The following is a 24188-nucleotide window of genomic DNA, read 5'->3' as shown; positions in this document are numbered from 1 at the left end:
GAGGCTAGCCCATTGCGACCTTGGCCATGCTGGGCAGCTCCACCGGCTTACCGCGCAGCGCGTCATCGACCTTTTCAAGCAGCGTCTGCAGGCTGAAGGGTTTGGGCACCACGTCGTAGATCAGCGCCTCGAGCCCGTGAGCGCGCTCGCGCTGGTCGGCGAAGCCCGTCATCAGCAGGATGGTGAGGCTGGGGAATTGCGCGGCCACGGTCAGCGCCAGCGCGATGCCGTCCATCACCGGCATCTTGATGTCGGACAGCAGCAGATCGAACTCGCCATTGCGCTCGGCGCAGATTTCGGCGGCAATGCCGCCATCCTCGGCCTCGGTGATGTCGTGGCCCATATGCACCAGGGCGCGGGTGACGAAAGCCCGCACATTGTCGTCGTCTTCGGCCACCAGAATGCGTGCCATCACGAAGCCTTTGTTGTGAAACTGAGCCGGACCGAAACGGCGCCGTTGGGTGGCGAGTTCACTTCGGTGGCAAAATCCATCACCTCGCCGGGGTCCATCTCGGCGACGGACGGGGTCACCGTCCATTCGTAGACGGCGCCGCCCTGCTCGTTGAGCAGGCTCACCAGGATGGGCGGAACGCGCACCGGCCGGCTCGCGACCGAGCGGATGCGGGCGGAAATCTGCATCACCATCTTGCCCTCGCGCAGGGTGTTGATGGTCTTGCTGTCCTGGAATTCGAGCCCGACGACGTTCACCGGCAGGCCGATGGCGGCATACAGGCCGGCCAGCGAGGGGAACCAGCGGACGAGGTCGGTCCGCAGCGAAAACCCCAGCACCAGCATCGAGACGAGCAGCACCAGGGCGCCCAGGCGGGCGGTGCGGCGCACGCGCGCGAAGGGCAGCTTGCCCACCACCCGGCGCTGGCGGCGGTCGAACGAGGCCGCCGCCTTCTTGATGGCGGCCGGATCGACGGCGTTGGCCGGGGGTTTCTTGACCTTGGGCGCGATAGCGGCGCGGATTTCGGCCAGCGTGCGCTCATGGTCGGCATCGAGCGGGATCGAGGCGGGATGCGGGAAGGTGGCCGGCGCCACCGCCTTCTCTTCCGTCTCGAAGGCGAGATCGAGCGCTGCCTCGTCCTCGGGAAACAGCCGGTCGGGCTCGATGGCGGGGGGCGGCGGCACGTCGGCCTGGGCGTGCCAGGACTTGCCGCACTGGGCGCATTGTACCTCGCGCCCGTCCGACCCGAGGGTCGAAAAGGGCACCTGATAGCGCGTGCCGCAATGCGGGCAGGCGATCACCACCGTGGCGAGGTCGGCCGAGCTCATGGCCGACCCTAGGCCGCCTACGGTTAAGTTTCCTCAAACTTGCCCATGTTACGGCATATCGACATCGGGCTTGGGCGGTTCGTCGGGGTATGGAGTTGGCGAGCCCGTTCCGGCTTGCTGTGGTGCCGCGTTTCCGAACTGGAAACGCTTGCGGGGTTCGGCTGCTATGATCGGCGCCGGCTGATTCGGAGACGTCGCCCGAGTGATCGAATTCACCAATGTCGGCTTGCGCTACGGGCACGGCCCGGAAATCCTCCGCGACCTGACCTTTCGCATCGAGCCCGGCTCGTTCCATTTCCTCACCGGTCCGTCCGGATCGGGCAAGACGTCGCTGCTGCGGCTGCTGCTGCTCTCGCTCAAGCCCAGCCGCGGCACGCTGACCATGTTCGGCAGGAACGTCAGCCGGCTGAACCAGGATTCGCTGCTCGACATGCGCCGTCACATCGGCATCGTGTTCCAGGAATTCCGGCTGCTCGACCACCTGACCACGTTCGAGAACGTGGCGCTGCCGCTGCGGGTACTGGGCCAGCCGGAATCGATGTACCGCTCCAACGTCACCGAGCTGCTCGAATGGGTGGGGCTGGGCGAGCGCATGGATGCGCTGCCGCCGCTGCTGTCGGGCGGCGAGAAGCAGCGCGCGGCGATTGCCCGGGCGGTGATCGGCCGGCCCGACATCCTGCTGGCCGACGAGCCGACGGGCAATGTGGATTCCGAGCTGTCGCTGCGGCTGGTGCGGCTGTTCGCCGAGCTCAACAAGCTCGGCACCACCATCATCCTTGCGACGCACGAGCTCAGCCTGCTCGATGCCTTCGATTTTCCGCGCATGGCGCTGCGCGACGGCGAGGTGAAGATGCATGGCTGACGCCGCCACCCTTGCCGCGGCGCCGGCCGCGCCGGTCGCCAAGCCGTCGCCCCGGCGCACCACCGCCATCGTGCCGGAGCGGTCGGTGGCCGGGCGCACGCTGGTGCTGCTCATCGCCATCATGACCTTCCTTAGCGGCGTGACGCTGGGCGGGGTGGTGCTGGTGCAGAAATCGGCGATCGCCTGGTCGTCGGATGTCGGCCGCGAGGTGACGATCCAGATCCGCCCGATCGAGGGAGAGGTGATGGACAGCAACATCCGTACCGCCGTGGCGCTGGCCGAGGCGACGCCCGGGGTGACGGGCGCACACGCGGTCAGCCTCGAGGACAGCGAAAAGCTGCTGGAGCCGTGGCTGGGCAGCGGCCTCGATCTCAGCCAGCTCGAGATTCCGCGGCTGGTGGTGGTCGAGCTCGGCAACCCCAAGGACGTCGACCTGACGACGCTGGAGCGCGAGCTCAAGACGGTCAAGGGCGCAACGCTCGAGACGCATGCCGCCTGGCGGCAGCAGCTCAACACCATGGCCGCCACGCTGGTGATCTCCGGCATCCTGGTACTGCTGCTGATCGTGGCGGCGACGGTGCTGGCGGTGGTGTTCGCGACGCGCGGCACCATGGCGTCGAACCGCGAGATCGTCGACGTGCTGCATTTCATCGGCGCCTCCAACAGCTTCATCGCCGGCGAATTCCAGGGCCGCTTCCTGGCGCTGGGCTTTCGCGGCGGCGTGCTCGGCGGGCTCGCGGCGGTGCTGTTCTTCTTCCTCGTGGCGGGAGCGGCGGGCTCGATCGTGCCGGACGAGGCGAGCGCGCAGCTCGGCTTCCTGTTCGGCCGCTTCTCGCTCGGCTTCGACGGCATCCTCGGCATCGCCGCGGTGATTCCGGTGCTGGCGGCGCTCACCGCCATCACCTCGCGGCTCACGGTGCGCCGCTTCCTCAGCCAGACGTCGGGCTTGTGAAGCATTCCGGCAGCGCGCAGGGTCTGCGGCAAGCCTGAGGGAGAGAGTTGGTGGCAGCCGTTCAGGCGATCCGCACGGCGGTGTTCTACCTGCTGTTCATGGGACAGACGATTGTCCTCGCCATCATCGTCGGGCTCATCGCCATGATCTGGCGGCGGCGCACCGCCGCATCTTGGGCGCTGGCCACCTATTGGCGCAATTCCAACGTCGCCTTCCTGCGCTGGATCGTCGGGGTGCGGACCGAGGTCACAGGCGCCGAGAACATCCCGCCCGGCGCCTGCATCATCGCGGCCAAGCACCAGAGCGACTGGGACATCTTCGCCATCCTGCCGCACACCAACGAACAGCCGGCCTTCATCGCCAAGAAGGAGCTGATCGACATTCCGTTCTTCGGGCAGGCGGCGCGCTCGATCAACACCATCCCGATCGACCGCAAGCTCGGAGCACAGGCGATTCCGCAGATGCTGGCGGCGGCCGGCGCGGCGCTTGAGCGCGGCTGCCGTATCGTCATTTACCCCGAGGGCACGCGCAAGAAGCCGCTGGCCGATCCGGATTACCGGCAGGGGGTGACGCGCCTCTACGAGGCACTCGGCGTGCCGGTGGTGCCGGTGGCGCTGGACTCCGGCCTCTATTGGGGCAAGCTCGGGCCGATCATCTGGCCGGGTACGGCGCGAGCCCGCTTTTTGCCGGCGATCCAGCCGGGGCTGAGCGCGGCGGTGTTCGCGGCGCAGTTGCAGGGCGTGATCGAGGCCGAAACCACGCGGCTGATCGCCGAAGCGGTGGCGCAAGGCGTTGCCCGGCCGCTCGGCGCCGAGTTCCGGGCGAGGCTGGCCGCGCGGACGCAAGCGGCTGGGGCTTCAGCTTCTTGAACCCACTATATGTTGACGCGCTGCGCGAAGCAGCCCATAGATGTTGCGTCGGGGCGAAAACCCGATTGACTTTTGCGTCAAATTTGTTCTAGTTTTGTTCCCTTTCGGGAGTGGGGAATGCGACAGATGGCGTATCTTGCAGAGAGCCGAACTCCGGCATTGCCATCGCCGCGGCACGTCAACTGGCGGGGCCGGTCCGGCCGCTTCTATGCCCTCACGCCCGAGCGGCTCGACAGCTTCGTGCTGTCGACCGACGGCCTCTATATGCTGGCGCGCGGCACGCTGCCGCTGTGGGTGGGCACGGCGCACGACGTGATCCACGACGCGCAGAGCCGCGCCCGCTTCCGCCTGGCGCTCGCCGCCGCCGACCGCGCCTTCGCCATCGCCGCCGAAGAGGACGAGCTCAGCCGCATGACCGTGGTGTGGGATCTCGAAGGCGCCGAGCCGGTGGCCGGGCTGAGCGCGGCCTAGAAGATCTTCTTGCGCTCTGTTCGACCGATGGCGAAAGCGCTCGGTCGTCCAACCGCGGCTTACGCGCTCGCGGCCATCAGCCCGGTGTCGCGGTCCAGCGCCTCGACGATCTCCAGCAGCGTCTTGTCGCGGATGCCAAGCCGCAGCAGGTGCTGGGCGGTGTTGCGGACATATTCGGTATTGCGGCCGGATTCTCCGGCGCTGCGGCCGATCAGCCGGACCTGCTCGGCAAGGTCGAGGCGGCCGGCATATTGCGGGTGCCGCTCGTTGACCAGATAGGCCAGCGCCTGCACGCGGGTGCCGTCGGCGAGTTCGACGCTGCGCCACGCTTCGCGATAGACGCCGCGGTCCTGCTCGCGGGCCTGCAGATAGTCGAAGGTTTCGGGCCAGAGCTCGGGCGCGACCTCGAACGCAACGCCAAGGCACGAGCCGCCCCGGCTCAGGCCGAACACCAGCCCAGGCTGTTCGGGCGTGCCGCGATGGCGGTGCGAGTAGATCGACAGCGCCCGGTGGGCGCCGCGCAGCAGCGCCTTTTCCGCCCTGAGATAGGCAAAGCCCGGGTTCCAGATCAGCGAGCCGTAACCGAAGACCCAGGGATTTGGCACCGGCATCGGTGGTCTCCATCTCGCCCCATGCGGTTGGTAGCGAGCGCGCGTCCGGCCCGCAACCCGTCCCGGTGACGGCGCCGGGAGCGAACGCTACAAGGTGCGCCATGAAACGAATCATCGCTCTCGCCGTCGTCGTCGTGCTGGTGGTCGCCGCCTGGAGCGGCGCCTGGTTCTGGGGCGCCGGCTTCATCACCTCGCAGGCCAAAAGCCTCGAGACGGCCGACGGCACGAGCACGCCGAAAGTGAGCTGCGGCAGCTTCTCGGTCGGTGGCTATCCGTTCGGCTTCGATGTCACCTGCAGCAACGCTACGATCGTCTATGGCGACACCACGGTGACGGCGAGCGGCCTCAAGGCCTCGGCCGAGGTCTACAACCCCACGCATGTGCTGGTGTTCGCGCAATCGCCCATCGGTATCACCGATGCCTTCACCGGCAGCCAGAGCCGCGTCGATTTCGCCTCGCTCGAGGGCAGCGCGCGATTGACCGGCTGGCGCATCGGGCGCGTGTCGCTCATCGTCGACAAGCCGGTGTGGAACGACACGGTGCTCGACGACCGGCTGATCGCCAAGGCCGACCATGCCGAAGCGCATCTCATCGACCTGCCCGAGCTGCACGACGCCAAGGCCGGCCTCGCCGGGCTCGGGCAATATGTCGAGATCGACAACCTCAACGCCCCGGGGGTCCAGGTTAACGCCGCCAAGGTGACGTTCGAGGGCGACATTGACAAGCTGCCCGACGACATCCGCACCTATGGCGAGGCCGATTTGGTCAAGCGCTGGCAGGCGGCGGGCGGCACCTTCACCCTCAAGGGCTTCAAGGGCACGGACGGCGACAGCCATTTCGAGGCGACCGGCGCGCTGTCGCTCGATGCGCAGGGCCGCGTCAACGGCCAGGTAAAACTCAATTCCAAAGGCGTCGTCGAGCGGCTCGGCACGGCCATCCCCGAGCAGTACAAGGGGCTGATCGTGGGCAGCCCGGCGGCGGACGGCTCGTACAGCCAGACGGTCAATATCGCGGCCGGCCTGATGTTCGTCGGGCTGGTGCCGGCGGGCATGCTGCCGCCGGTGTTCTGACGCTACGCCGTCTTGTCGACGCGCCGCTCATCCTGGGCGCGCGCGGCCAGCTCGTCGCCGCTTTCGGCGTCGGACCTCTTCTCGAGCTCGGTCGCTTTGGCCAGTTCGCTGCGCTGGCGCGCGATCTCGACCATCGCCTCGGCGCTGCTGTGCTGGGCTTCGGCGAACGCCAGGCGGCGGATGGCGCTCTGGGCGTCCATGTTCAGGCCTGCCGGTCGACCACGCGGCCGGTGCCCGGCGGGGCAGGCGGCGGCGCCTTGGCGGAAACCTCGTCGATCAGATCGACGACCGCCTGCTGCATCTCGTGCTCCTTGCGCAGCACGGCGATCTGGGCGAGCTCGCGCCCGCCGGTCTGCTGCATCGCAAGAAGCTGAACTGTGAGGTCTTCGGCCATCCCACAAGGCTAGGACGGCGCCGTAAACGAAGGTTTACGCCGGTCGCCTCAGTCTTCCGCGGTTTTGCTCTGATCGTGCCCGTGCCGGCCGGGCACCCACAGCACGTCGTTCCTGCCGTTCTGGTTGGCGACGCGCGACAGCACGAACAGCAGGTCGCTCAGGCGGTTGAGGTAGATGATGGTCTGGCTGCTGGTCGCCGGCTCCTGGTGCACCAGCTCGACCACCTGCCGCTCGGCGCGGCGGGTCACGGTGCGTGCGACATGGAGGGCGGCCGCCAGCGGCGTGCCGCCGGGCAGAACGAAGCTGCGCAGCGGCGCCAGCGCCTCGTTGTAGAGGTCGATCATCTGCTCGAGCCAGGTGCACTGCTCGGCGGTGATGCGCAGCGAGGGCGGGGTGCCGTCGGGGTCGGCGCCGGGCGTCGCGAGGTCGGAGCCGAGATCGAACAGATCGTTCTGGATGCGGGCCAGCACGGCGTCGACCTTGGGCATCGAGGTGGTCGACAGCCGGGCGATGCCGATCATGGCATTGGCCTCGTCCACCGTGCCGTAGCAGTCGACGCGCAGATCGTATTTGAAGCGGCGCGGCCCGCGCACCAGCCCGGTGGTGCCGTCGTCGCCGGTCTTGGTGTAGATCTTGTTGAGCTTGACCATCAGCCCTGGTGTCCCTGGCCGAAGAAGTACAGCGCGCCCAGCAGCACCACCAGCGCGATGAACTGGGCGATGACGCGGGCCCGCATCAATTGCTGGCTGCGATTGGCGTCGCCGCCGCGGAACATGTTCCACAGGCCCATGAACAGGATCACGGCCACCACCAATACGGCGACGACGGTGATCAGGGTGACGATATCAGCGCTCATGGGGGTGTCCGATCGTTGGAGGCGCGGCCGGTGCGGGAAATGTACGCCGCCAGTGCCGCCGCGAGCCGGTCATAGATGGCACGAATCCGCGGGCTGAGGAACAGTTCCCGGTGGGTGGTCAGCCAGACCTCGAGCGCAGGGATGGCCAGCATCGGCAGCAGGGTGCGCATGCCGGGCGTGTCGTTGACCAGCCCGAGTTGGGCGAAGCCGATGCCGAGCCCGGCCTTCAGCAGCTCCCAGCCCGCCGTCTGGCTGTCGGTGCGCAGCGCGAAATCGCTGCGGGCCAGGGGAAAGCCGAGCTGCTTCGCCGCCGTGATGATGAGATCGGAGCGGTCCATGCCGATCAGCGTGTGGCGCGGCAATTCGTCCGGGGTCGCCGGAGTGCCGCGGGCGCCCAGATAGCTCGCATGCGCGGTGGCGACCACCGGCAGCTCGCCAAGCTTTTTGGCGATGAGCTCGAGCTGGGCAGGGCGCACCATGCGGATGGCGATGTCGGCCTCGCGCAGCAGCAGGTTTTCGATGGAATCGGAGGGCACGAGCTCGATGGCGACGGCGGGGAATTCCTCGCGGATCGGCCGCAGCAGCGCCGGCAGGACATAGTGTGAGACCACCGTGCTGGCGGTGATCCGCACCGTGCCTTCGAGCGCGCCGGTCGAGCCCTCGGCCATCAGCACGGCCTCGGCGAGGCTGGCTTCGGCCGCCTGCACCGACTGGTAGAGCCGCAGCGCCGTGTCGGTCGGCTTCAGCCCCTGCAGCGTGCGGTCGAACAAGGCGACGCCGAGCTGCTGCTCCAGCGTCTCGATATGGCGGCCCAGCGTGGGCTGGCTGTAGCCGATGCGGCGGGCCGCGGCCGACAGCGAGCCGTGGGTGACCACGGCGCCGAAGCTGCGCCAGAGCGCCCAGTCGGGTTCGGTGAGGACCATCTATTCAATCCTGTATGGCTGGCGTGCAATTATCGCCAATTTCGCTTCGAGAATGAATAGATAACTTATGCGCATCCACCACGAAAGGAGCGCATGATGAGCAAGGGACAGGTCACGATCCTCGGGATCAACGGCCATATCGGACAGGCGGCGGCGAAGGCCTTCGTCGCCGCGGGCTGGGAGGTGACCGGCATGGGCCGGTCCGACAAGCACCTCACGCCGGGGGTGCGCTTCGTGCGCGGCGATTCCGACTCGGTTGCCGACATGCGCCGGGCCATCGGCGGGTCCGACGTGGTGATGAACGCGCTCAACATGCGCTACGATCTCTGGTTCGAGGGCCGCATGGAGGCGCAGATGGCGCGGGTCGTCGAGGCCATGGGCGCCAGCGGCAAGACCATGCTGTTTCCCGGCAACATCTACAATTTCGCCAGGACCGAGCGCGTGCTGCGGCCGGAGACGCCGCAGCATCCCGAAACCGTGCGCGGCCAGTTGCGGGTGCGGGTCGAAAGCGCGCTCGAGGCGGCGGCCAATCGCGGCGACATCCAGGTGCTGATCCTGCGCGCCGGCGATTTCTACGGACCGGGCAGCAGCAATGACTGGTTCGATCTGGCGATGATGACCGACGTGCGCAAGGGCGTGGTGCACACCATGGGCTATCGCGGCGTGCCGCATGCCTGGGCCTATCTGCCGGATCTGGCGCGCGCCTTCGAGGCGCTGGCGGCGGTGCGCTCGAGCCTCGAGGGTTTCGAGCGCTTCCACTTCGCCGGGCACTACGTCACGCCGGCGCAGATGCAGGCGGCGCTCGAGGCCGCGGCGCCCGTGCCGATCAAGGTCCGCCCGTTCCTGATGCCGCTGCTGGTCGCCGGCGGCTGGTTCAGCCCCATCCTGCGCGAAACGGCGAAGATGCGCTACATCTGGAAGACCCCGCTGCAGCTCCAGGACGAGCGGCTCGACGACATCCTGGGCGAGGGGTTCGCCACGCCGTTCGAGACGGCGGTCGAGGCAACGGCGATGCCGTTCTTTGCGGCGATGCGGAAAGACGCAAACGGGAAGCTCGCAACGGCGTAGCGCCTCCGCTGGCGCGCTAGAACCCCAGTTCACTCCGCACGCTTTCGGCGCTCACTCCGGCCGCGCGCAGGTCGCGCAGGCTCGGCGATCCCCGCGATTTGCTGAGCTTGCGGCCGTCGGCGCCGAGGATCAGCCTGTGGAAGGTGTAAAGCGGCTGCGGCAGCCCCAGCAACATCTGCAGCAGCACGTGGATGTCGGTCGAGGGCTCCATGTCGCGGCCGCGGGTGACGTGGGTGACGGCCTGCGCCGCATCGTCCACCACCACCGCGAGATGGTAGCTGGTCGGCGTGTCCTTGCGCTGCAGCACCACGTCGCCCCAGAGCTCGGGCCGGGCGTAGCGGATCTGCGGCCGGTCGAGCGGTGTCGGCGCGCAGACGGTGAAGCTCAGCGGGCCGGTGAGTTCCAGCGCCCGGCCGAGGTCGAGCCGTGCCTGCGTCGGCCGGCCGCCGGCGGGGCCGTGCAGGCGGCACTTGCCGTCGTAGAGCGGCGCGCCGTCGGGATCGGCGCCGGTCGCGCGCGCCGCGATCTCCTGCCGCGTGCAGTCGCAGTCGTAGAGCAGGCCACGATCGCGCAGACGATCGGCCGCCGCTTCGTACGCCGCGAAGCGCTCCGACTGCACCATCACCGGTTCCGGCCAGTCGAGGCCGAGCCAGCGCAGATCGTCGTAGATCGCCGCGACGAATTCGGGTTTACGTCGCGCGAGGTCTATGTCTTCGAGACGCAGCAGAAAGGCGCCGCCGAGCCGGCGGGCCCAGAACGCCGTGAACAGCGCCGAATAGGCGTGGCCCAGATGCAGGTAGCCGTTGGGGCTCGGCGCAAAACGAAGGACGGGCATGCGCCCCTCTACCATGCCCAAATCGCCCGAGCGCTTGGTTTCCTCCGACATCCTGCAAAAGCAGTTGCGCGCCCTGCTGCGCCGCCACCCGCAATTGCGGCCGGTGGCGAAAATTTCGGGCGCGTTCGACATCCGGCTGACGCCGGGCGGCTTTTCCGGCCTGACCCGCGTCATCTGCGGGCAGCAGCTGTCGGTGGCGAGCGCCCGCGCCATCTGGGGGCGGTTCGCGCAATTGCCGGGCGCGCTCGATCCGGCGACCTATTTGACGCTCAGCGAGGAGACGGTGCGCAGCGTCGGCTTTTCCGCCGGCAAATACCGCACGGTTCGCGTCATCGCGCAGGCGATCGTCGACGGCGAGCTCGATTTCGAGTTGGTCGAAACACTGCCGGCCGAGGCGGCGCTGGCCTATCTCACGGCGCACAAGGGCATCGGGCCGTGGACGGCGGAAATCTACCTGATGTTCTGTGCCGGCCACCCGGACATTTTCCCGGCCGGCGATCTTGCGTTGCAGAAGGCGGTCGGGCATGCCCTCGGCATGGATCATGCGCCCGACGCGCGGGAGCTGGTCACCATCGCAGAGCCCTGGTCGCCCTATCGGCACGCCGCGGCGCTGCTGTTCTGGAAGTATTACGCGGTGGTGATCCGCAAGGCCGGAGGTATCGCCCTATGACGCCCATCAAGCTCTCGGGTCCGATGCTGCCGCCCAAATCCGGGCGGGCGCCGAAGCAGTTGATGGTGCTGCTGCACGGCTACGGCGCCGACGGACGCGACCTCATCGGCCTCGGCGGCGAGTGGCGCGACGACTATCCGGACATGCTGTTCGTGTCGCCGAACGCGCCCTGGCCGTGCGCGCGCAACCCCGGCGGCTTCGAGTGGTTCGCGCTGTCCGACCGGCCGGCCGAGGATTTCCGCCGCGAGGGCGCCGACCAGGCGCGGCCGGTGATCGTCAATTTCCTCATCGATTTGTGGGCGCAGACCGGGCTCAGCGCCCGCGACACCGTGCTGTGCGGCTTCAGCCAGGGCGCCATGATGGCGCTGCATGCCGGGCTGTCGCTCGACCAGAAGGTGCGCGGCATCATCGCCTTTTCGGGCGCGCTGATCCCGCCGGCCGGGCCCTGGTCGGCGCCGCCGGTGGCGCTGATCCACGGCAATATCGACGGCGTGGTGCCTGTGCAGTTGAGCCTCGAGGCGGAGACGGCGCTCCGGCAGGCCGGCGTCGATGCGCGGCTGTTCATCGAGGAAAACACCGGCCACAGTATCGCGCCCGACGGGCTCGGCTTCGCCACCGCCTTCCTGCACCGGATATTGCCGCCCAACGCCTAGAAAGCTCGGCGAATTGACGCTTCACGGCGGCGTCATACTGCATATAGTATATGGCCGATATGCGTGCTGCCGATTCCCAATGCGGGAGTCTCCGGTGACCGTGCATGTGTCGCCCGAGTCGTGTCCCGCGCTTGTTCTGAACGCCGATTACAGGCCGCTCAGTTACTATCCGCTGTCGCTTTGGTCGTGGCAGGACGCGATCAAGGCCGTGTTCCTTGACCGCGTGCAGATCGTCTCGAGCTACGACCGCATCATCAAGTCGCCCAGCTTCGAGATGTTCCTGCCCAGCGTGGTGTCGCTGAAGGAATATGTGAAGCCGGCGCGGCACCCCGCCTTCACCCGCTTCAACGTGTTCCTGCGCGACCGCTTCACCTGCCAATATTGCGGCAGCAAGGAGGATCTCACCTTCGACCACGTGATCCCGCGGTCCCGGGGCGGCCGGACCACCTGGGAGAACGTCGTGGCCGCCTGTGCGCCCTGCAACCTCAAGAAGGCCAACCGGCTGCCGCAGGACATCCGCATGTTTCCGGCGCAGGCGCCGTTCCAGCCCACGGTGCACGATCTGCACAATGCCGGGCGCGGCTTCCCGCCCAGCCATCTGCACCAGAGCTGGCTCGACTATCTCTACTGGGACATCGAGCTCGAGCCGTAAGCCCGCGCTCGCGGCCCGCTTGGAATTTCCTCTGCCAATAACTATTATTGGAGCAAAGGGAGATTTCCGATGGCGATCAGCGCCGATCTGGGCGAAACGCTGGAGGCGGTGGTCAACGACCTCGTCGCCAACGGCCGCTACAATTCCAAAAGCGAAGTGCTGCGCGAGGGCGTGCGCCTGGTGCAGGAACGTGAAGCCGCCCTGGCCAGGCTGACAACGATCCTCGAAAAGAGCATCGAGGATTCGGAAGCTGGCCGCACCCAGCCTCTTGAGGATGTGGTTGAGCGGCTGGCCGCAAAGTATCGGGCCATGGCGAAACAGACCGCGTGATGCGCGTCACCATCACCGACCTTGCGGCAGCGGATTTGTCGGAGGTCGGTATGTTCATTGCCCAGGACAACCCGCCGCGTGCCGAGAGCTTCGTCTATGAACTGCTGGACCGCTGCTACGGCCTTGCGGAGCATCCGCAGCGTTATCCCGTCATCGGCATCTGGCACGGGCGCCAGCTTCGTCGCTGCGCCTTTGGCAGGTATCTGATCTTCTATTCGGTGCTTCCTGACGAAGTTGAAATCAACCACGTCGTGCACAGCGCCCGTGACTATCTGCGCGTGCTGTTCCCTGAAGAGCGCCGGTGCCGCGCCTGCACTACGATGGCGGCGACCAGCACAGCCACCAGCACCACCGACAGGATGGCGTTGTAGCCGGCAAGGCTGAGCTTGAGGATCGGGTCGCGCCACTGCACCTGGTCACAGGGGATGACCTTTTCGATGTTGCCGCTCGACAAATCGTTGAAGCTCAGCCCGTCGCCGGTGCCGGTGCAGGCGGATGGGCCGGGCCAGAAGCCCCATTCGACGCCGGCATGATAGCCGCCCATATAGGCCGACCACACAAAGATCAGCGCCGCGGCCGCCATCGCTACGTACCACACGGTCAGCGGCAGGCGGTTCCAGAAGATCAGGATCAGCGCCAGCAGCGGCAGTCCCCAGTAATAGGCCTGGCGCTGCGCGAGGCAGAGCTCGCACGGCACCAGCCCGCCGAAGATCTGGCTGCCCCAGGCGCCGGCGATCACCGCCAGCGCCAGCACGAAACTGATGCCGACCAGGATCTTGTCGGTGGGCAGCCGGCGGCCGGCGATGGAGGCGGTGGTGCTGGTCATCTGTTTGTCCATGCTGGTGTGACGGCGGATTGAGGCGCTTCCTTGCCCGAAATCAAGCCACTCGCGCCGATGTTACGCCGCGGGCGCGAGGCGCAGCCGCCGCTGGATGGCGAGGGCGTTGCCCGGCGCGCGCACCTTGTCGGTGGAAACGAAATAGGCAAACACGTCGCGCTCGGGCTGCTTGCCGGCCATCGGCACGATCAGCTCGCCGGCGATCGTCTTGCCGGCCGACATCGCCTCGAGCCGCCCGGCCCACAGGTCGAGCCCCGCATCGTCGTAATGGTCGCCGCCCGGCGGCCCCTGCAGGCGGCAATAGGTGAAATCGGCGGTCTGGTCGAGCCACGGCCAGTCGGCGGTGTCGGCGATGACCAGCGCCACATTGTAGCGCTTGAGCAGGGTCACGAAATCGGGCGTGGCGAAGGCCTTGCTGCGCACCTCCAGCGCCTGCCGGATGTCCCTGGGCAACAGCTTGAAGAAGGCCTCGAGGCGGTCGAGGTCGTATTTGAAATTGGGCGGCAATTGCCAGCACACAGCGCCGAGCTGCTTGCCGAGCGCCGCCACCGAGGCGAAGAAGAACTCGACCGGCTGTTCCACCTCCTTCAGCCGCTTGATGTGCGTCACCGCCTGGTGACCCTTCACGGTGAACACGAAATCCTCCGGCGTCTGCGCCGCCCAGGCCTCGAAGCTCGCCGGCTTCTGGTTCTGGTAGAAGGTCGAATTGATCTCGATCGCCGTCACGTGGCGGCTGGCATAGGCGAGCTCGTCCTTCTGCTTCAGCCCTTCGGGGTAGAACTGTCCCTTGCGCCACTCGGGAAAGATCCAGCCGGCCATGCCGGTGCGGATCGTGCCTGCCATCGTTCGCTCCGCTCCCCGCCTTCGCGGCGAGCATAGCAGCAATCGCCGCAGTGAACAGCGCGTGCCCTATGCAGCCGCCCCGATGGTTCGGGCGCCGGGGATCACGTGCAGCGCCCGCATCAATTCGCGCGCGTTGTCGGGCGCCTGCAGCTTGTCGGTGTTGTCGAAGAACATGTAGACGTCGCGGCGCTTGCCGTCGTCGAGCGGCGCGACGACGAAATTGCCGTCCGCCATCCGGCGGCCGCCGGCCCAGGCGGCGACGCGGCGTGCCCAGCGCTCGATCTCGGCCCGGCTGTAGCGGGATTTGTAGAGCTCGGTCGAGCCGTGCAGCCGGCAATAGGCGAAGTCCGCCGTCAGGTCCATGAGCAGCGGCCAGTCCACCGTGTCGGCGCACACCAGGGCCACATCATGACGGCGCAGCAGGTCGATGAAGCGCGGCTCGCGAAAGCCGGGATGACGAATCTCGATGGCATGGCGGATCGGCAAATCGTCGACGATGTCGAGATGGGGGGCGGCGCGCAGGCGGTGGTCGTGGTGGGTGGCGAGCCGCGCGGCGGCGGCGTGGGTGCGCGGCAGCATGTCGAAGAACCGCCGCAGCCGGTCGGGATCGAAAGCGAAGCGCGCCGGAAACTGCCACAGGATCGGCCCGAGCTTGTGACCCAGTGCCAGCGGTCCGGAGGCGAAGAAATTGGCCAGCGGCGCCTCGATCCGGGTGAGTTGCAGCATATGCGTGAGGTAGCGCGGGCCCTTCACCGCAAAGACGAAATCGTCCGGCACCGCGCTGGCCCAGCGAGCGAAATTCTGCGGCACCTGCATGCCGTAGAAGGTGCCGTTGATCTCGAGGGCGTTGAACTGGCCGGCGGCGTAGCGCAGCTCGTCCTTCTGCCGCAGGCCGCTCGGGTAGAAGTTTCCGCGCCAGGGCGTGTAGGTCCAGCCGGAAATCCCGATCCTGATGTCGGCGCGCTCTGCCATGCCGGATCAACCCGCCGCCGGTTCGCCGGTTCCGGTTGACGCCCGCGGGGGATTTGCTTTAGTCGCTGCCCAGCTACGGCGCCCCTGTGGTGGAATTGGTAGACGCAGAGGACTCAAAATCCTCCGCCGCGAGGCATGTCGGTTCGAGTCCGACCGGGGGCACCAGCTGTCAGGAATGTAATAGTTTCGCTCAGGATGGGCCTATGTCGGGTATCCGGGCGGGGTATTCTGTTGGCAGAACAGTTACTTGGCTCTTTCCGCGGGACGGATCGAGCAAGAATCGCTCCGCTCTGTTTGTGAGGACGCGACACACCTGCTAGCGGCTTTCCCAGATCCGCGGCAATCGCCTCGCGCGGTTTTCTCGGATGTTGCTTGGATCGTCGAACACGGCATAGGCGACAAAGATCAAGGTCGTTGCGCCTGATAGCGTTCCACGCCCACCAGTCCAATCAGCAACGAGCATCCGTCCCTGCTGAGTCCGCGGCAGCGTTCCTTTGGTTGCCCCTGCGACGGTCCCACACGCTCACTGGATCCACGGAATTGTTCATCCGACCCGAAGGCAAGCCCGCCAGCAGCCGAGAGGCGTCGTAGATCCTGAGGATGGGTCGTCGAGACAGGATGGTGGCCTTGTCACGGGCCTATCTCGGCAACTACGCTGCTGCATTTGCGGGGGGGCGCCTTGCTTTTCAAGTATTTGAACGACGACGCTTTTCTGATCTTCTCAAGAGGAAACCGACACCTATACGAGGCCTGCCTCCTAGCGATCTACGAGCGCTACTTCGACGTCGGCACGCAGTTTCCAACGCCTCAGGAAGTCGTGCACGTGGTCTACGACGTGCTGTCGGCGAATCCTCATCTGGTCGACGACGAGGGCGAATTGCAGGCACTTCCGGAGATCGTCTCGAAGCGAAGACGTCGAATCCGTTTCGTCGGCAATCCTGGTACCGCAGGCGATAAGGCGCTTCGGCTTGCGACCCACGTCTACACGCGCCTTGTTGGGACGGGTTGGCTCGAAGAGGAGGAGTATGGTTTGCGCGTGACCGTCGACATGCCGATGGGTGCGCTTCTGGTCATGCAAAGACTGTCGAGCATCCGCAACGACATTTCACCGCGCTTCGGCGGCGTTGTTGTCCTCATCAAGTCGAGTCTCGAGAATGCATCGCAGTTGGCGAAGTCGACCGATTCGCGTCTCAGGAGCGATGCCTCACAGGCGCTGGACACAGCGCTGAAGCAGGTCAACGATTTCACCAAGACCTTGCGCGCCATTCTCTCCGATCTCAAGCGAGTACGAAGGGCGCTTCTTGAGGCGTCGACCCAAAAAGACCGGATCGCCACGTATTTCGACCAGTTCATCGGGCAGCTGCTGCTCAAGGATTTTCAGTCCATCCTGACGACGAACCACCCTTACCGTCATCGCGATCGTATCATCGAGCTCGCACGAACCTTGTCGCTCGACGAGATCATTATGGAGGCCCTCGCTGAAGGCTATCTTGCCAGCGGGATGGCGGGAACGACCGTCGATGGGTACCGTCAGGCCGAGCACAACCTATTGTCTATCGAAACAGCGTTCGAGACCATCGGCGAGATGTTCGAGCGTATCTCGCAATTCCGGCGCGGGCTCGAGATGCGCCTTCGGAACACGGTTCGATACGCGGAACAGGGTGGGCGAGGACTAGTTCCCCGGGCGGAGAGCTTGATCAAGCAGCTCGAAGCACTCATCGCCTCCGACCCCTCGCGCTACGACAGGGCGACGGTTCCTTCTCCCATCGAGGCCAGGAGCGTCCTATTATCGGAGAACTCATTGGCTACGACGCGCCAGCCGAGGAGGCCGATCGTCATCGGGGCCTTGGCGAAACGCAAGTTCGACCAGATCTACCTGATGCGGAAAAAGCTGAGGGGAGCCTTCCTCCAGCGCATGAATCCGACCCCTGCGATGGTTCGCGCGTACCTGCAGCGGCTGCTCCCCGGGGAAGGAGCTATCTCGGCGAGCGAGGTCGTCATCGGGGATATCGACGAATTCCTCGTATTCGATGCCGCACGCCGCATGGCGGTGACCGGCGAACTTCCTCCCGAAGTCGGCAGGGAGTTTGCCATTGAGTTGCTCGAGGGCACGCCTCCTCACGATGACGACTGGGTACGTTGCTCGAATTTCTCGGTGCGACGACTCGTCGGAGGAGATGCGAATGCTTAGCGAGTTCGTTCAGGTGGAGGCGGACTACGGGGAGCAGAAGGGTGCCGACCTTCGTCGAGCGTGCCGCTATCTCCTTCGGAATCAGTTCGTATTCAATGGTCGCGGCCTAGCCAGCATCTACGACACGTTGACGGATGCACGGTTCCGAAGAGTGATCGGCGAGTTCTTTGACAGCATCGGATACTCGATCAGGCAGGACGATCGCGAGCAGTGGGTGGGCATCATGCCCATGGAGGACGATGCGACAGGAGGCCGGCTCCGGATCGACGCGACGATCTGCCTTCTCGTCGTCGCTGCCCATTGGCAGGCGGAGATAGATCGCGGGGAGGCTGAGGAGCGCGCCGTCGTCAGGACCACGTTCAACATCCTCTACGAGCGATACAAGGACGCCATCCAGAAGGTCTCCAGCGCCGCAGTGAACAAGACCCGATTCCTGGATGTGCTGCGCGAGCTCGGCGACAGGCACTTGGTCAGCGTCGGCGACGAGGATCGGGATCTGCAGGATCGCGAGGTGGACATCCGCCCTATGATCAAGCTCGTAAGCGGCGACGATGCTCTGAAGCGCATCGAGACGTATGTGCGCCAGGAGATCGTGCTCACCACGCCTGAGATACGTGCATCGATCCTCGGTGATGGTGGCACGACCGACGAGGATGCCCGATGAAGCTCGTCCACATCGCCATGGTCGGCTGGCACATGTTCGACATTGAGGACATCTCGGTCGACGGAGACATTGGCATCCTTGGCGAGAACCGCTCTGGCAAGTCGACGATCCTCGACCTTTTGCAGATCATCCTTACCGGCGATAGCCCGAGCTACTATCGACTCAATTCTACTGCCGGTGACAATGGCGGCCAAAAGAGCAAGTCGAGACGTACCGTCCATGGGTATTGTCTCGGGCAGATGGGCGAGGGCGAATATAGGCGAGACGAAAGTCTTACTTACGTGGCGCTGGGCTTCGCAGACCTCACTGGCCAGCGCCCGTCGGTTAGCATAGGGCTCGCATTGCAGGCGAGCCGCAGCGATACGTCGGAGATCGTTCTTGGACGCTTCGTCGCGATCGGGACGGTGTTGACGACTGCGGATTTTCTGGTGGAACGGGAGGGCCGACAGTTCCCGGTGGAGTGGGACGACTTCCGGACGGAGATCGTCCAGCGCCTCGGCGCCGACGGATTCATCAATCATCGCGATCGCGCGCTGGACTTCGTCCGCGAATACATGCGGCGGCTCGTGCCGGGGAGTTCCGTCGGCGAGAAGCACGCCACCGCGATGCTCAAGGCAATGGTCAATGCGATGACGCTCCCCACGGGTCTCTCGGCGACCGAGTTTGTCCGGAACTTCATCGTGCCGGATCAACCCATTCGGATCGCCGAGCTTCGCAATTCCATCGAGACGTATCGAAGCGTCGATCAAGCCATCGCCGACATGAAACAGCGCCTTGCCGAACTGAAGGTGATCGAGGAGCATGTCGCCGCCTTCAAGGAAGCCACTGATCGCGAGACCATCGAAGCGTGGACACTGAAGAGAGCGAAGTACCTCGCCGCACTATCGAGGCATCGGGAGCTCCAACGCAGCATCGTCGCGATCGAAGGCAGGCTTAGCCTGCGCGACGAGGAGCTAGCGGATGCCAACAGGCGCATCGAGGACATCGAAACGGTTATCTCCAGCACTCAGGCACTGCTCGCAGCCAAACGGGCAAGTAGCGGCATCGACACCAAAGAGAGGCTCGCGACCAATCTTGGCGAGCGGATTACGGATATCGAGAGATCGATACGCAGGCGACTTGGATATGTCGACAAACTGGCTGCCCTCGCGACCGTCGCTGGGTTGAGCTCGGATGCGCGCGCGATCTTCGCGTCGCTATCTGTTGCCGCAGCAAGGCTGCGACGGGGCGAAGGTCCTGTGGACCTGACGGTCGCCGAGCAAGCACTAGGAACGAGATCAGGGCTTGCCGACGAACTCGAACGAAGCCTTACCGCAGCGCAGGAGCAGTTGCACGCAAGCCGGAAGCGCATCGAGGAACTCATCGGGGCGATCGGCGGCGATCCATCCCGGCGACCTGCGGATGGTCACCTCGACAGCACAACGCGCAATCTGATGCTGGCACTGCGGCAGGCAAACATGGTTCCCCGCCCGCTCTGCGATCTGATCGAGATTGCAGATCCGGCGTGGGCGTCGGCGATCGAGGGCCTTCTCGGACGCGATCGGGAGATCATCCTCGTCGATCGCTCCGACATCGGGCGAGCCACCGAGATGTTCAAAGCGCGGCGCCGTGAATTCCGCGGCGCGTCCCTCGTCAGTCTCAATAAGATTCGGGACACCGGCGAGGCAGCAAGGGAAGGATATCTTCCGAGTCTGATCCGGACGGATGATCGCGACGCAATGCTGTTCGTGCTGCGACGTTACGGTACCGTCCGTTTGGCCGTCGACATGCGCCAGTTCGAGGCCGAAGGCCGGGCTCTCATGCAGGACGGGCTCTACGACGATGGTCTGGCGCGAAATCATCGGGCTGCCGATCCAGCGGATTTCAAGATCGGTCGTTCCGCTCAGGCGGCACTGCTACTGCGCCGGCAAGCCGAACTGGAGGAACTCCAGGATGGCTTTGCGGCGTCCGCCGGCGTCGTCAGGGCGCTGCAGGAAGGCGTGGCCGCTCTGGGCGAACTCATGGCTCCAGGCCCAGGGTTCGCGGAACTCCTGCAGCAAGCTTCGCAGACCATCTCCGATCAGGAGGCGACACAGGCGGAGATTGCGGCGATCCTGGAGCGCGGCGACGATGGCCTCGGCGAGAAGGTTCGTACCAATAGGGGTCTGAAGGAGCGTGCGCTCGCCGATAGGAAGGCTCTTGAGGACGAGCTGTCGGATGACCGGGCGGCGCTCAAGTCAAACCAAAGCATGCTCAACGGGCTCCAAAACGTTCCCGGTTCCGCGATGAACCTCGCGCTCGCCAAGCGTTTCTATGCCGAGCACAGTCGCGTACACGACCTCGCGAAGGGACGTGGCCGTGAGGACTATCGCAGGCGATATGCCGCTGCTCTCGGGGATCCGTTGAAGGAACTGGTCCACAGCCGAGCACATGCGGATATTGCGGATGCGGCCGAGCGCGCCCTGGAAGCTGCCGTTCGTCGACGTATGGAGGCGAACGACCTCGCTCGGCGTGCTTTGCGAGAGTTCTTCGGCACCTTCGGCCCAAGCTCCCAGGTGGGGGCCGAAAGCGCGCTTCTGACCGAGATCAAGCCGTGGATGGAGGTCAACATCGAGGAAATCGAGACGAACGCGCTACGCGAGCGCGAGCGCGAGGCGGCGGAGGCGGCGGCGAAAGCCAGAAGCCTCTTCAGGAGCGAGTTCATCAACGAGCTGACCAGTCGGATCGGCAACATGGACTGGGAACTGCGTGCCCTGAATGCGAGCATGGCGAACCATCCCTTCCACAACGAGCGCTATAGCTTCCATAAGACGCAGGACGCGCTGTACGGACCCATACTGAAGGTGATCGACATTTCGAAGGCATCCGATGAGGCCCTCGACATGCTGTTCAGGGACGTCGTCCCCGAGGATTTCGAGTACGCAGAAACCATCGGCGAGGTCACCCGCCTCCTGGAAGATCCCGACATCGACTTCTCGTCTTTCGAGGACTACCGCAAGTTCTACACATTTGATCTCCATATGGAGGACATCGACACCGGCAGGCGTGAACGTTGGGAGTCGCGGCGCCAGACCGGCTCCGGCGCTGAGCAGCAGGTACCTCTTTACGTCGCGATCGCGGCGTCCTTGTCCTCGGTCTACGGCCATCGCGCCGGTGGACGTAGCGACGGTATGGCGTTGGCGATGTTCGACGAAGCGTTCACCAAGTTGGACGGCAAGAACCAGCGCCAGATGATCTCTTTCTTCAAATCGCTCGGGCTCCAGGTGGTGATCGTGGCGCCCCCGGAGAAGCGAAGTATCGTCACCGGCTACATCGACACGATCGTTGAGGTGGATCGCGTTGAGGACGACGCCAGCACGGAGGTCGTCTACCTCAAGGAACGGGTGCGTCGGGAGGTGGCCGCCATCAATCCGGAGAATTTCACCGACGACGAGATTCGCGCCCTGATCGGTAGGGAGGGACACGGTGGTTCGGCGATTCCGTGAAGCCTTTAAGCTACTCGGCGACCTGCTGGACCGCTACGAGGATGGCGTCCTCGACGTGAGGGCATACCCCGACATCGATGGGTTCGGCGAGGTCACGGAGATCGATAGGTTCCAGCGTGAGCTAAAGCGAGCCGAAGCGACAGGTGCTGTTTCGATCACGATGGGTACGGGGCGGCAGAGCGACACCATTGTCCGGGTGGACCTCAGCGATCCGCGTCTCCTCTATGCCTATGTCGGGCGTGTTCCCGCATCAACGATCGCTGAGACATCCGCATCGCGGGCGCTCGCGGGATCATCGCTGCATCCGGCCATTCGGGACCGCGTGAAGGACGTGATTGGGGCATGGGCGCGCAACAAGCAATGGTGCGGGCTGATGCCTGGCGACGAGGCGGGGCTCAGGAAGACTCTGCTCCTCGCCCAGGCCATCGTAGATGGTAGACATGCGGGTCTAGACTATAGAACGTTCTCACGGCGCCACGCCGGTGGGTCCAAGGACCTTGAGGATCTGGAGGTTGCAGTGCTGCGCATGCTTGGAGCGGCGCTTCCGCTTCCTGTGGGTCTCGATGCGCGCGCGACCTTCTCCGAGCTTGGCCTCGATCGCTTCGGTCCCCCGCTGCTGCTGGCTGGTCCGATTGCGCTCGATGGCATGATGATTCCGATCTCGATGCCCTATCTGGGGATTCCTGCAAGGGAGCATCGGAGAGTGACATTCGTGCGCCCACCAAGCTACGTCCTTACCGTTGAGAATCAGACCAGCTTCAACCGCCAAGTGATCGAGACCGATCCGGGGCGGCTCGGCCTAGTGATCTACACCGGCGGTTATCCCTCGCTCGACGCGCAACGAGCGATCAGCCACTTCGCGGCGGCGCTACCTGCGGTTTCGTTCCACCACTGGTCGGACATAGACCCCGATGGGACTTGGATCTTCCGTACAGTCGAGCGTGCTGTTAGCAGGCCGATCGTGCCGCACCTCATGGATCGCGAGCTGGCGGAGGCAAAAGGAGCACCGCTGCCGACACCGGTCAACCTTCGGTCCGACCTAGCACAAGCTTCGGGGATCGCCGATCTCGTGGCCTATTTCGAGGAACCGGGTGCCAAGTGGCTCGAGCAGGAGGAACTCGATCCGATCATGCCCGAGCTACGCTTCGGTATGACGCGACTATAGGAGCAACTCGATCGTACGTAAGAGTGACTCGATTAGGCGCCTTGGAGAGTCAGTCAAGGCTTGTGTCCGCTTGGAACGGGCATTGGTCTGGCAGAGGGGTAGTAGGCCAATTCCTCCGGACCTATCAAATGAATGGACGCATCAGACTGGGGCAGATGCTCGACCTCGGGCTTGAAACCGTTTCTACTGAAGAAGATGAATTGTTTGCCGGGATGCCCTTTCCCGTAGGCGGTCAGGTCGGCTCGCCGTTTGAGAGTCTCAACCATCCCCAAGTCGATCCTTGTCGATCTCCATTTGCACTCGCCGTAGAAGAACGTGCCGTTGAGCAATAGTCCGGCCACGTCGATGTCATAGTCGGCACCCCAGATCTGACCGACCTTCTGAGCTGACGAGCCCATGCTCTCCTTTCCAAACTGCCTTACGTGATCAAGGCAGATGGGTTCGAATGCGGTCCCCATGTATTCTGAAAACTTTGGAGCAATGACGCTGTCGTAGACTTCGTTTCCATGTCCTTCGGCGATCGCGGTGAGGTTCGGTCGAACAAACCAGTGCCAGAAAGCGATAAGGCGATCATTGAGGGTGAGGTGCAGGTTGCGCGCCTTCTCGGACGCATCCATCGACCTCGACACGGAAATGAGATCCAGCCGCGCTAGCGTTTCGAGATATGGACCCAACGAGCGAGTGTCGGAACGACCGATCCGGCCGGCGATTTCATTCGTGGTGGTGCATCCCTGCGCAATGGCGGACAGGATGCTCGAATAGAAGGCGGGATCCCGGAGTTCACTCTGCAGCAAGGTATTGGGTTCGTCCACAAGCGCACCGGTCTCGGAGAGCAGCAGATTGATGATGTTCGTTCGCAGGTCCGCCTGCTGATCGCAGAGCTGCAAATAGTACGGCATGCCGCCGAAAACTGCGTGCGCCACGATCAGGTCTTCGGCCGAGTAGTCGGGGAAGAACATTGCGGCGTCCCGCAAAGGGAGCGGCCGGACGATCATGGGCGTCGTGGCGCGGCCGTATAGCGGATTCCGCTCGGCAAACAACTCTTCCATCTGGGAGATCGAGGAGCCGCACAGGATGAGCTTCATCCGGCCATCCTTGCGGATTTCCTCATCCCAAAACCGTTGAAGGATTGACGGCAGGGACTTGTCATTGTCCGTGATGTAAGGGAATTCGTCGATCACCACGACCACGTTGCCGCGATCTTCCGTCGCTTGTTGCGAAATGTAGTGAAACACGCCCTCCCATTCGTTGATCCCATCGAGTACTGGAGACGCCCCCAAAGAGGCGGCCACCCGTTGCTTGAAGGCTTCGAGGTTGAGTTCGCTCGAAACTCTCGCAGCCTGGAAGAAAACCGTTTGCCGACTTTTGACTGCTTCCAAGAGGAGACGAGATTTCCCTACGCGCCGCCGCCCCGAGACCACGATTAGTGATGCTCGGGGGCGGGAAAGCTCCTCATTCAGCCTGGCCAGTTCTCTTTCACGTCCGACAAACATGGCAAACCTAGATTAGACTAATTATGATTAGACTAATCTATCTGTTGGTATGATGCAAGCGGC

The 24188-nt window shown here is 64.8% G+C and carries 28 protein-coding genes and 1 tRNA gene; 16 read left to right on the top strand and 13 right to left on the bottom strand.

Annotated elements, in window-relative coordinates:
* Positions 1-4: 4 nt before the first annotated feature.
* Positions 5-412, bottom strand: a complete 408-nt coding sequence (locus BGO82_RS14675; protein ID WP_291306351.1) for a response regulator — start codon at positions 410-412, stop codon at positions 5-7.
* Positions 412-1278, bottom strand: a complete 867-nt coding sequence (locus BGO82_RS14670; RefSeq protein ID WP_291306350.1) for an MJ0042-type zinc finger domain-containing protein — start codon at positions 1276-1278, stop codon at positions 412-414. The genes BGO82_RS14675 and BGO82_RS14670 overlap by 1 nt, the downstream gene beginning before the upstream one ends.
* Before the next feature lie 202 nt (positions 1279-1480).
* Between BGO82_RS14670 and ftsE the strand changes: the two genes are divergently transcribed.
* The 4 genes from ftsE to BGO82_RS14650 all read left to right on the top strand — a co-directional run bounded on the left by ftsE (position 1481) and on the right by BGO82_RS14650 (position 4432).
* On the top strand, positions 1481-2140 hold the full coding sequence (gene ftsE / locus BGO82_RS14665) for a cell division ATP-binding protein FtsE (RefSeq protein WP_291306349.1): 660 nt from the start codon (positions 1481-1483) through the stop codon (positions 2138-2140).
* Positions 2133-3092, top strand: coding sequence for an ABC transporter permease (locus BGO82_RS14660; protein ID WP_291306348.1), 960 nt, complete (start codon positions 2133-2135; stop codon positions 3090-3092). The genes ftsE and BGO82_RS14660 overlap by 8 nt, the downstream gene beginning before the upstream one ends.
* Before the next feature lie 50 nt (positions 3093-3142).
* A complete protein-coding gene (locus BGO82_RS14655) occupies positions 3143-3961 on the top strand; it encodes a lysophospholipid acyltransferase family protein (RefSeq protein WP_291306347.1) in 819 nt (272 codons plus the stop codon).
* Positions 3962-4087: 126 nt separating this feature from the next.
* The gene (locus tag BGO82_RS14650; protein ID WP_291306346.1) at positions 4088-4432 is read left to right on the top strand and encodes a hypothetical protein; all 345 of its coding nucleotides are present in this window, start codon (positions 4088-4090) and stop codon (positions 4430-4432) included.
* Positions 4433-4491: 59 nt separating this feature from the next.
* On the opposite strand, the gene BGO82_RS14645 is transcribed toward BGO82_RS14650, so the two are convergent.
* On the bottom strand, positions 4492-5043 hold the full coding sequence (locus BGO82_RS14645; protein WP_291306345.1) for a gamma-glutamylcyclotransferase: 552 nt from the start codon (positions 5041-5043) through the stop codon (positions 4492-4494).
* Positions 5044-5144: 101 nt separating this feature from the next.
* Between BGO82_RS14645 and BGO82_RS14640 the strand changes: the two genes are divergently transcribed.
* The gene (locus BGO82_RS14640; RefSeq protein ID WP_291306344.1) at positions 5145-6113 is read left to right on the top strand and encodes a DUF2125 domain-containing protein; all 969 of its coding nucleotides are present in this window, start codon (positions 5145-5147) and stop codon (positions 6111-6113) included.
* Between the two features lie 2 nt (positions 6114-6115).
* On the opposite strand, the gene BGO82_RS14635 is transcribed toward BGO82_RS14640, so the two are convergent.
* From BGO82_RS14635 to BGO82_RS14615, 5 genes are read right to left on the bottom strand one after another with little or no spacing between them, the layout of a single operon-like run.
* Complete coding sequence (locus BGO82_RS14635; RefSeq protein ID WP_291306343.1) at positions 6116-6313, bottom strand: hypothetical protein; 198 nt, start codon at positions 6311-6313, stop codon at positions 6116-6118.
* Positions 6314-6315: 2 nt separating this feature from the next.
* The gene (locus tag BGO82_RS14630; protein WP_291306342.1) at positions 6316-6507 is read right to left on the bottom strand and encodes a hypothetical protein; all 192 of its coding nucleotides are present in this window, start codon (positions 6505-6507) and stop codon (positions 6316-6318) included.
* A 48-nt stretch (positions 6508-6555) separates the two neighbouring features.
* Positions 6556-7158 (bottom strand): cob(I)yrinic acid a,c-diamide adenosyltransferase, encoded by a 603-nt coding sequence (locus tag BGO82_RS14625; RefSeq protein WP_291306341.1) that lies wholly within the window; start codon positions 7156-7158, stop codon positions 6556-6558.
* Positions 7158-7364, bottom strand: coding sequence for a twin transmembrane helix small protein (locus BGO82_RS14620; protein WP_291306340.1), 207 nt, complete (start codon positions 7362-7364; stop codon positions 7158-7160). Before BGO82_RS14620 ends, BGO82_RS14625 begins: the two co-directional genes overlap by 1 nt.
* Entirely contained in the window at positions 7361-8287 is a 927-nt protein-coding gene (locus tag BGO82_RS14615; RefSeq protein ID WP_291306339.1) for a LysR family transcriptional regulator, read from the bottom strand. The genes BGO82_RS14620 and BGO82_RS14615 overlap by 4 nt, the downstream gene beginning before the upstream one ends.
* Positions 8288-8383: 96 nt before the next feature.
* Here BGO82_RS14615 and BGO82_RS14610 point away from each other — a divergent pair, with 96 nt between their 5' ends.
* Entirely contained in the window at positions 8384-9355 is a 972-nt protein-coding gene (locus BGO82_RS14610) for an NAD(P)H-binding protein (protein WP_291306338.1), read from the top strand.
* A gap of 16 nt (positions 9356-9371) precedes the next feature.
* Here BGO82_RS14610 and gluQRS read toward each other — a convergent pair whose 3' ends face one another.
* Positions 9372-10190, bottom strand: coding sequence for a tRNA glutamyl-Q(34) synthetase GluQRS (gene gluQRS / locus BGO82_RS14605; protein WP_291306337.1), 819 nt, complete (start codon positions 10188-10190; stop codon positions 9372-9374).
* Between gluQRS and BGO82_RS14600 the strand changes: the two genes are divergently transcribed.
* From BGO82_RS14600 to BGO82_RS14580, 5 genes are all read left to right on the top strand, one after another.
* Positions 10189-10860: a DNA-3-methyladenine glycosylase 2 family protein gene (locus BGO82_RS14600; protein WP_291306336.1), complete on the top strand. Its 672-nt coding sequence runs from the start codon at positions 10189-10191 to the stop codon at positions 10858-10860. The genes gluQRS and BGO82_RS14600 overlap by 2 nt on opposite strands.
* Positions 10857-11513: a hypothetical protein gene (locus BGO82_RS14595; RefSeq protein WP_291306335.1), complete on the top strand. Its 657-nt coding sequence runs from the start codon at positions 10857-10859 to the stop codon at positions 11511-11513. Before BGO82_RS14600 ends, BGO82_RS14595 begins: the two co-directional genes overlap by 4 nt.
* A gap of 94 nt (positions 11514-11607) precedes the next feature.
* Positions 11608-12165 carry an HNH endonuclease gene (locus BGO82_RS14590; RefSeq protein ID WP_291306334.1) on the top strand — a complete coding sequence of 186 codons (558 nt, stop codon included), beginning with the start codon at positions 11608-11610 and terminating at the stop codon, positions 12163-12165.
* Between the two features lie 69 nt (positions 12166-12234).
* Positions 12235-12495 carry a type II toxin-antitoxin system ParD family antitoxin gene (locus tag BGO82_RS14585; protein ID WP_291306333.1) on the top strand — a complete coding sequence of 87 codons (261 nt, stop codon included), beginning with the start codon at positions 12235-12237 and terminating at the stop codon, positions 12493-12495.
* Complete coding sequence (locus BGO82_RS14580) at positions 12495-12866, top strand: type II toxin-antitoxin system RelE/ParE family toxin (protein ID WP_291306332.1); 372 nt, start codon at positions 12495-12497, stop codon at positions 12864-12866. Before BGO82_RS14585 ends, BGO82_RS14580 begins: the two co-directional genes overlap by 1 nt.
* Here BGO82_RS14580 and BGO82_RS14575 read toward each other — a convergent pair.
* The 3 genes from BGO82_RS14575 to BGO82_RS14565 form a co-directional block, all read right to left on the bottom strand.
* Positions 12764-13321: a disulfide bond formation protein B gene (locus BGO82_RS14575; RefSeq protein WP_291306331.1), complete on the bottom strand. Its 558-nt coding sequence runs from the start codon at positions 13319-13321 to the stop codon at positions 12764-12766. The genes BGO82_RS14580 and BGO82_RS14575 overlap by 103 nt on opposite strands.
* 72 nt (positions 13322-13393) lie before the next feature.
* The gene (locus BGO82_RS14570; protein ID WP_291306330.1) at positions 13394-14176 is read right to left on the bottom strand and encodes a DUF72 domain-containing protein; all 783 of its coding nucleotides are present in this window, start codon (positions 14174-14176) and stop codon (positions 13394-13396) included.
* A 66-nt stretch (positions 14177-14242) separates the two neighbouring features.
* A complete protein-coding gene (locus tag BGO82_RS14565) occupies positions 14243-15148 on the bottom strand; it encodes a DUF72 domain-containing protein (RefSeq protein ID WP_291306329.1) in 906 nt (301 codons plus the stop codon).
* 80 nt (positions 15149-15228) lie between these two features.
* Here BGO82_RS14565 and BGO82_RS14560 point away from each other — a divergent pair.
* The 5 genes from BGO82_RS14560 (at position 15229) to BGO82_RS14540 (ending at position 22632) form a co-directional block, all read left to right on the top strand.
* A tRNA-Leu gene (locus BGO82_RS14560) sits at positions 15229-15313 on the top strand.
* Between the two features lie 514 nt (positions 15314-15827).
* Positions 15828-17339, top strand: coding sequence for a Wadjet anti-phage system protein JetA family protein (locus tag BGO82_RS14555; protein ID WP_291306328.1), 1512 nt, complete (start codon positions 15828-15830; stop codon positions 17337-17339).
* Positions 17332-18003, top strand: coding sequence for a DUF4194 domain-containing protein (locus BGO82_RS14550; RefSeq protein ID WP_291306327.1), 672 nt, complete (start codon positions 17332-17334; stop codon positions 18001-18003). Before BGO82_RS14555 ends, BGO82_RS14550 begins: the two co-directional genes overlap by 8 nt.
* The gene (locus tag BGO82_RS14545) at positions 18000-21467 is read left to right on the top strand and encodes an SbcC/MukB-like Walker B domain-containing protein (protein ID WP_291306326.1); all 3468 of its coding nucleotides are present in this window, start codon (positions 18000-18002) and stop codon (positions 21465-21467) included. Before BGO82_RS14550 ends, BGO82_RS14545 begins: the two co-directional genes overlap by 4 nt.
* Positions 21448-22632 carry a Wadjet anti-phage system protein JetD domain-containing protein gene (locus BGO82_RS14540; protein ID WP_291306325.1) on the top strand — a complete coding sequence of 395 codons (1185 nt, stop codon included), beginning with the start codon at positions 21448-21450 and terminating at the stop codon, positions 22630-22632. The genes BGO82_RS14545 and BGO82_RS14540 overlap by 20 nt, the downstream gene beginning before the upstream one ends.
* A gap of 53 nt (positions 22633-22685) precedes the next feature.
* Here BGO82_RS14540 and BGO82_RS14535 read toward each other — a convergent pair whose 3' ends face one another.
* Complete coding sequence (locus BGO82_RS14535; RefSeq protein WP_291306324.1) at positions 22686-24125, bottom strand: ATP-binding protein; 1440 nt, start codon at positions 24123-24125, stop codon at positions 22686-22688.
* Positions 24126-24188: the final 63 nt, after the last annotated feature.

This window comes from Devosia sp. 67-54 (genome assembly GCF_001899075.1).
In the GTDB taxonomy this organism is placed as follows: Bacteria; Pseudomonadota; Alphaproteobacteria; order Rhizobiales; family Devosiaceae; genus Devosia_A.
Note: the sequence above shows the minus strand (reverse complement) of the source record. Positions and strands in the feature narration are given on the sequence as shown.

What these genes read in the sequence shown, in the direction of transcription:
- BGO82_RS14675 (WP_291306351.1), bottom strand. Translation starts at nt 412, where the DNA reads ATGGCACGCATTCTGGTGGCCGAAGACGACGACAATGTGCGGGCTTTC.
- BGO82_RS14670 (WP_291306350.1), bottom strand. Translation starts at nt 1,278, where the DNA reads ATGAGCTCGGCCGACCTCGCCACGGTGGTGATCGCCTGCCCGCATTGC.
- BGO82_RS14660 (WP_291306348.1), top strand. Translation starts at nt 2,133, where the DNA reads ATGGCTGACGCCGCCACCCTTGCCGCGGCGCCGGCCGCGCCGGTCGCC.
- BGO82_RS14650 (WP_291306346.1), top strand. Translation starts at nt 4,088, where the DNA reads ATGGCGTATCTTGCAGAGAGCCGAACTCCGGCATTGCCATCGCCGCGG.
- BGO82_RS14645 (WP_291306345.1), bottom strand. Translation starts at nt 5,043, where the DNA reads ATGCCGGTGCCAAATCCCTGGGTCTTCGGTTACGGCTCGCTGATCTGG.
- BGO82_RS14640 (WP_291306344.1), top strand. Translation starts at nt 5,145, where the DNA reads ATGAAACGAATCATCGCTCTCGCCGTCGTCGTCGTGCTGGTGGTCGCC.
- BGO82_RS14635 (WP_291306343.1), bottom strand. Translation starts at nt 6,313, where the DNA reads ATGGACGCCCAGAGCGCCATCCGCCGCCTGGCGTTCGCCGAAGCCCAG.
- BGO82_RS14630 (WP_291306342.1), bottom strand. Translation starts at nt 6,507, where the DNA reads ATGGCCGAAGACCTCACAGTTCAGCTTCTTGCGATGCAGCAGACCGGC.
- BGO82_RS14625 (WP_291306341.1), bottom strand. Translation starts at nt 7,158, where the DNA reads ATGGTCAAGCTCAACAAGATCTACACCAAGACCGGCGACGACGGCACC.
- BGO82_RS14620 (WP_291306340.1), bottom strand. Translation starts at nt 7,364, where the DNA reads ATGAGCGCTGATATCGTCACCCTGATCACCGTCGTCGCCGTATTGGTG.
- BGO82_RS14615 (WP_291306339.1), bottom strand. Translation starts at nt 8,287, where the DNA reads ATGGTCCTCACCGAACCCGACTGGGCGCTCTGGCGCAGCTTCGGCGCC.
- BGO82_RS14610 (WP_291306338.1), top strand. Translation starts at nt 8,384, where the DNA reads ATGAGCAAGGGACAGGTCACGATCCTCGGGATCAACGGCCATATCGGA.
- BGO82_RS14600 (WP_291306336.1), top strand. Translation starts at nt 10,189, where the DNA reads ATGCGCCCCTCTACCATGCCCAAATCGCCCGAGCGCTTGGTTTCCTCC.
- gluQRS (WP_291306337.1), bottom strand. Translation starts at nt 10,190, where the DNA reads ATGCCCGTCCTTCGTTTTGCGCCGAGCCCCAACGGCTACCTGCATCTG.
- BGO82_RS14595 (WP_291306335.1), top strand. Translation starts at nt 10,857, where the DNA reads ATGACGCCCATCAAGCTCTCGGGTCCGATGCTGCCGCCCAAATCCGGG.
- BGO82_RS14585 (WP_291306333.1), top strand. Translation starts at nt 12,235, where the DNA reads ATGGCGATCAGCGCCGATCTGGGCGAAACGCTGGAGGCGGTGGTCAAC.
- BGO82_RS14580 (WP_291306332.1), top strand. Translation starts at nt 12,495, where the DNA reads ATGCGCGTCACCATCACCGACCTTGCGGCAGCGGATTTGTCGGAGGTC.
- BGO82_RS14575 (WP_291306331.1), bottom strand. Translation starts at nt 13,321, where the DNA reads ATGACCAGCACCACCGCCTCCATCGCCGGCCGCCGGCTGCCCACCGAC.
- BGO82_RS14570 (WP_291306330.1), bottom strand. Translation starts at nt 14,176, where the DNA reads ATGGCAGGCACGATCCGCACCGGCATGGCCGGCTGGATCTTTCCCGAG.
- BGO82_RS14565 (WP_291306329.1), bottom strand. Translation starts at nt 15,148, where the DNA reads ATGGCAGAGCGCGCCGACATCAGGATCGGGATTTCCGGCTGGACCTAC.
- BGO82_RS14550 (WP_291306327.1), top strand. Translation starts at nt 17,332, where the DNA reads ATGCTTAGCGAGTTCGTTCAGGTGGAGGCGGACTACGGGGAGCAGAAG.
- BGO82_RS14545 (WP_291306326.1), top strand. Translation starts at nt 18,000, where the DNA reads ATGAAGCTCGTCCACATCGCCATGGTCGGCTGGCACATGTTCGACATT.
- BGO82_RS14535 (WP_291306324.1), bottom strand. Translation starts at nt 24,125, where the DNA reads ATGTTTGTCGGACGTGAAAGAGAACTGGCCAGGCTGAATGAGGAGCTT.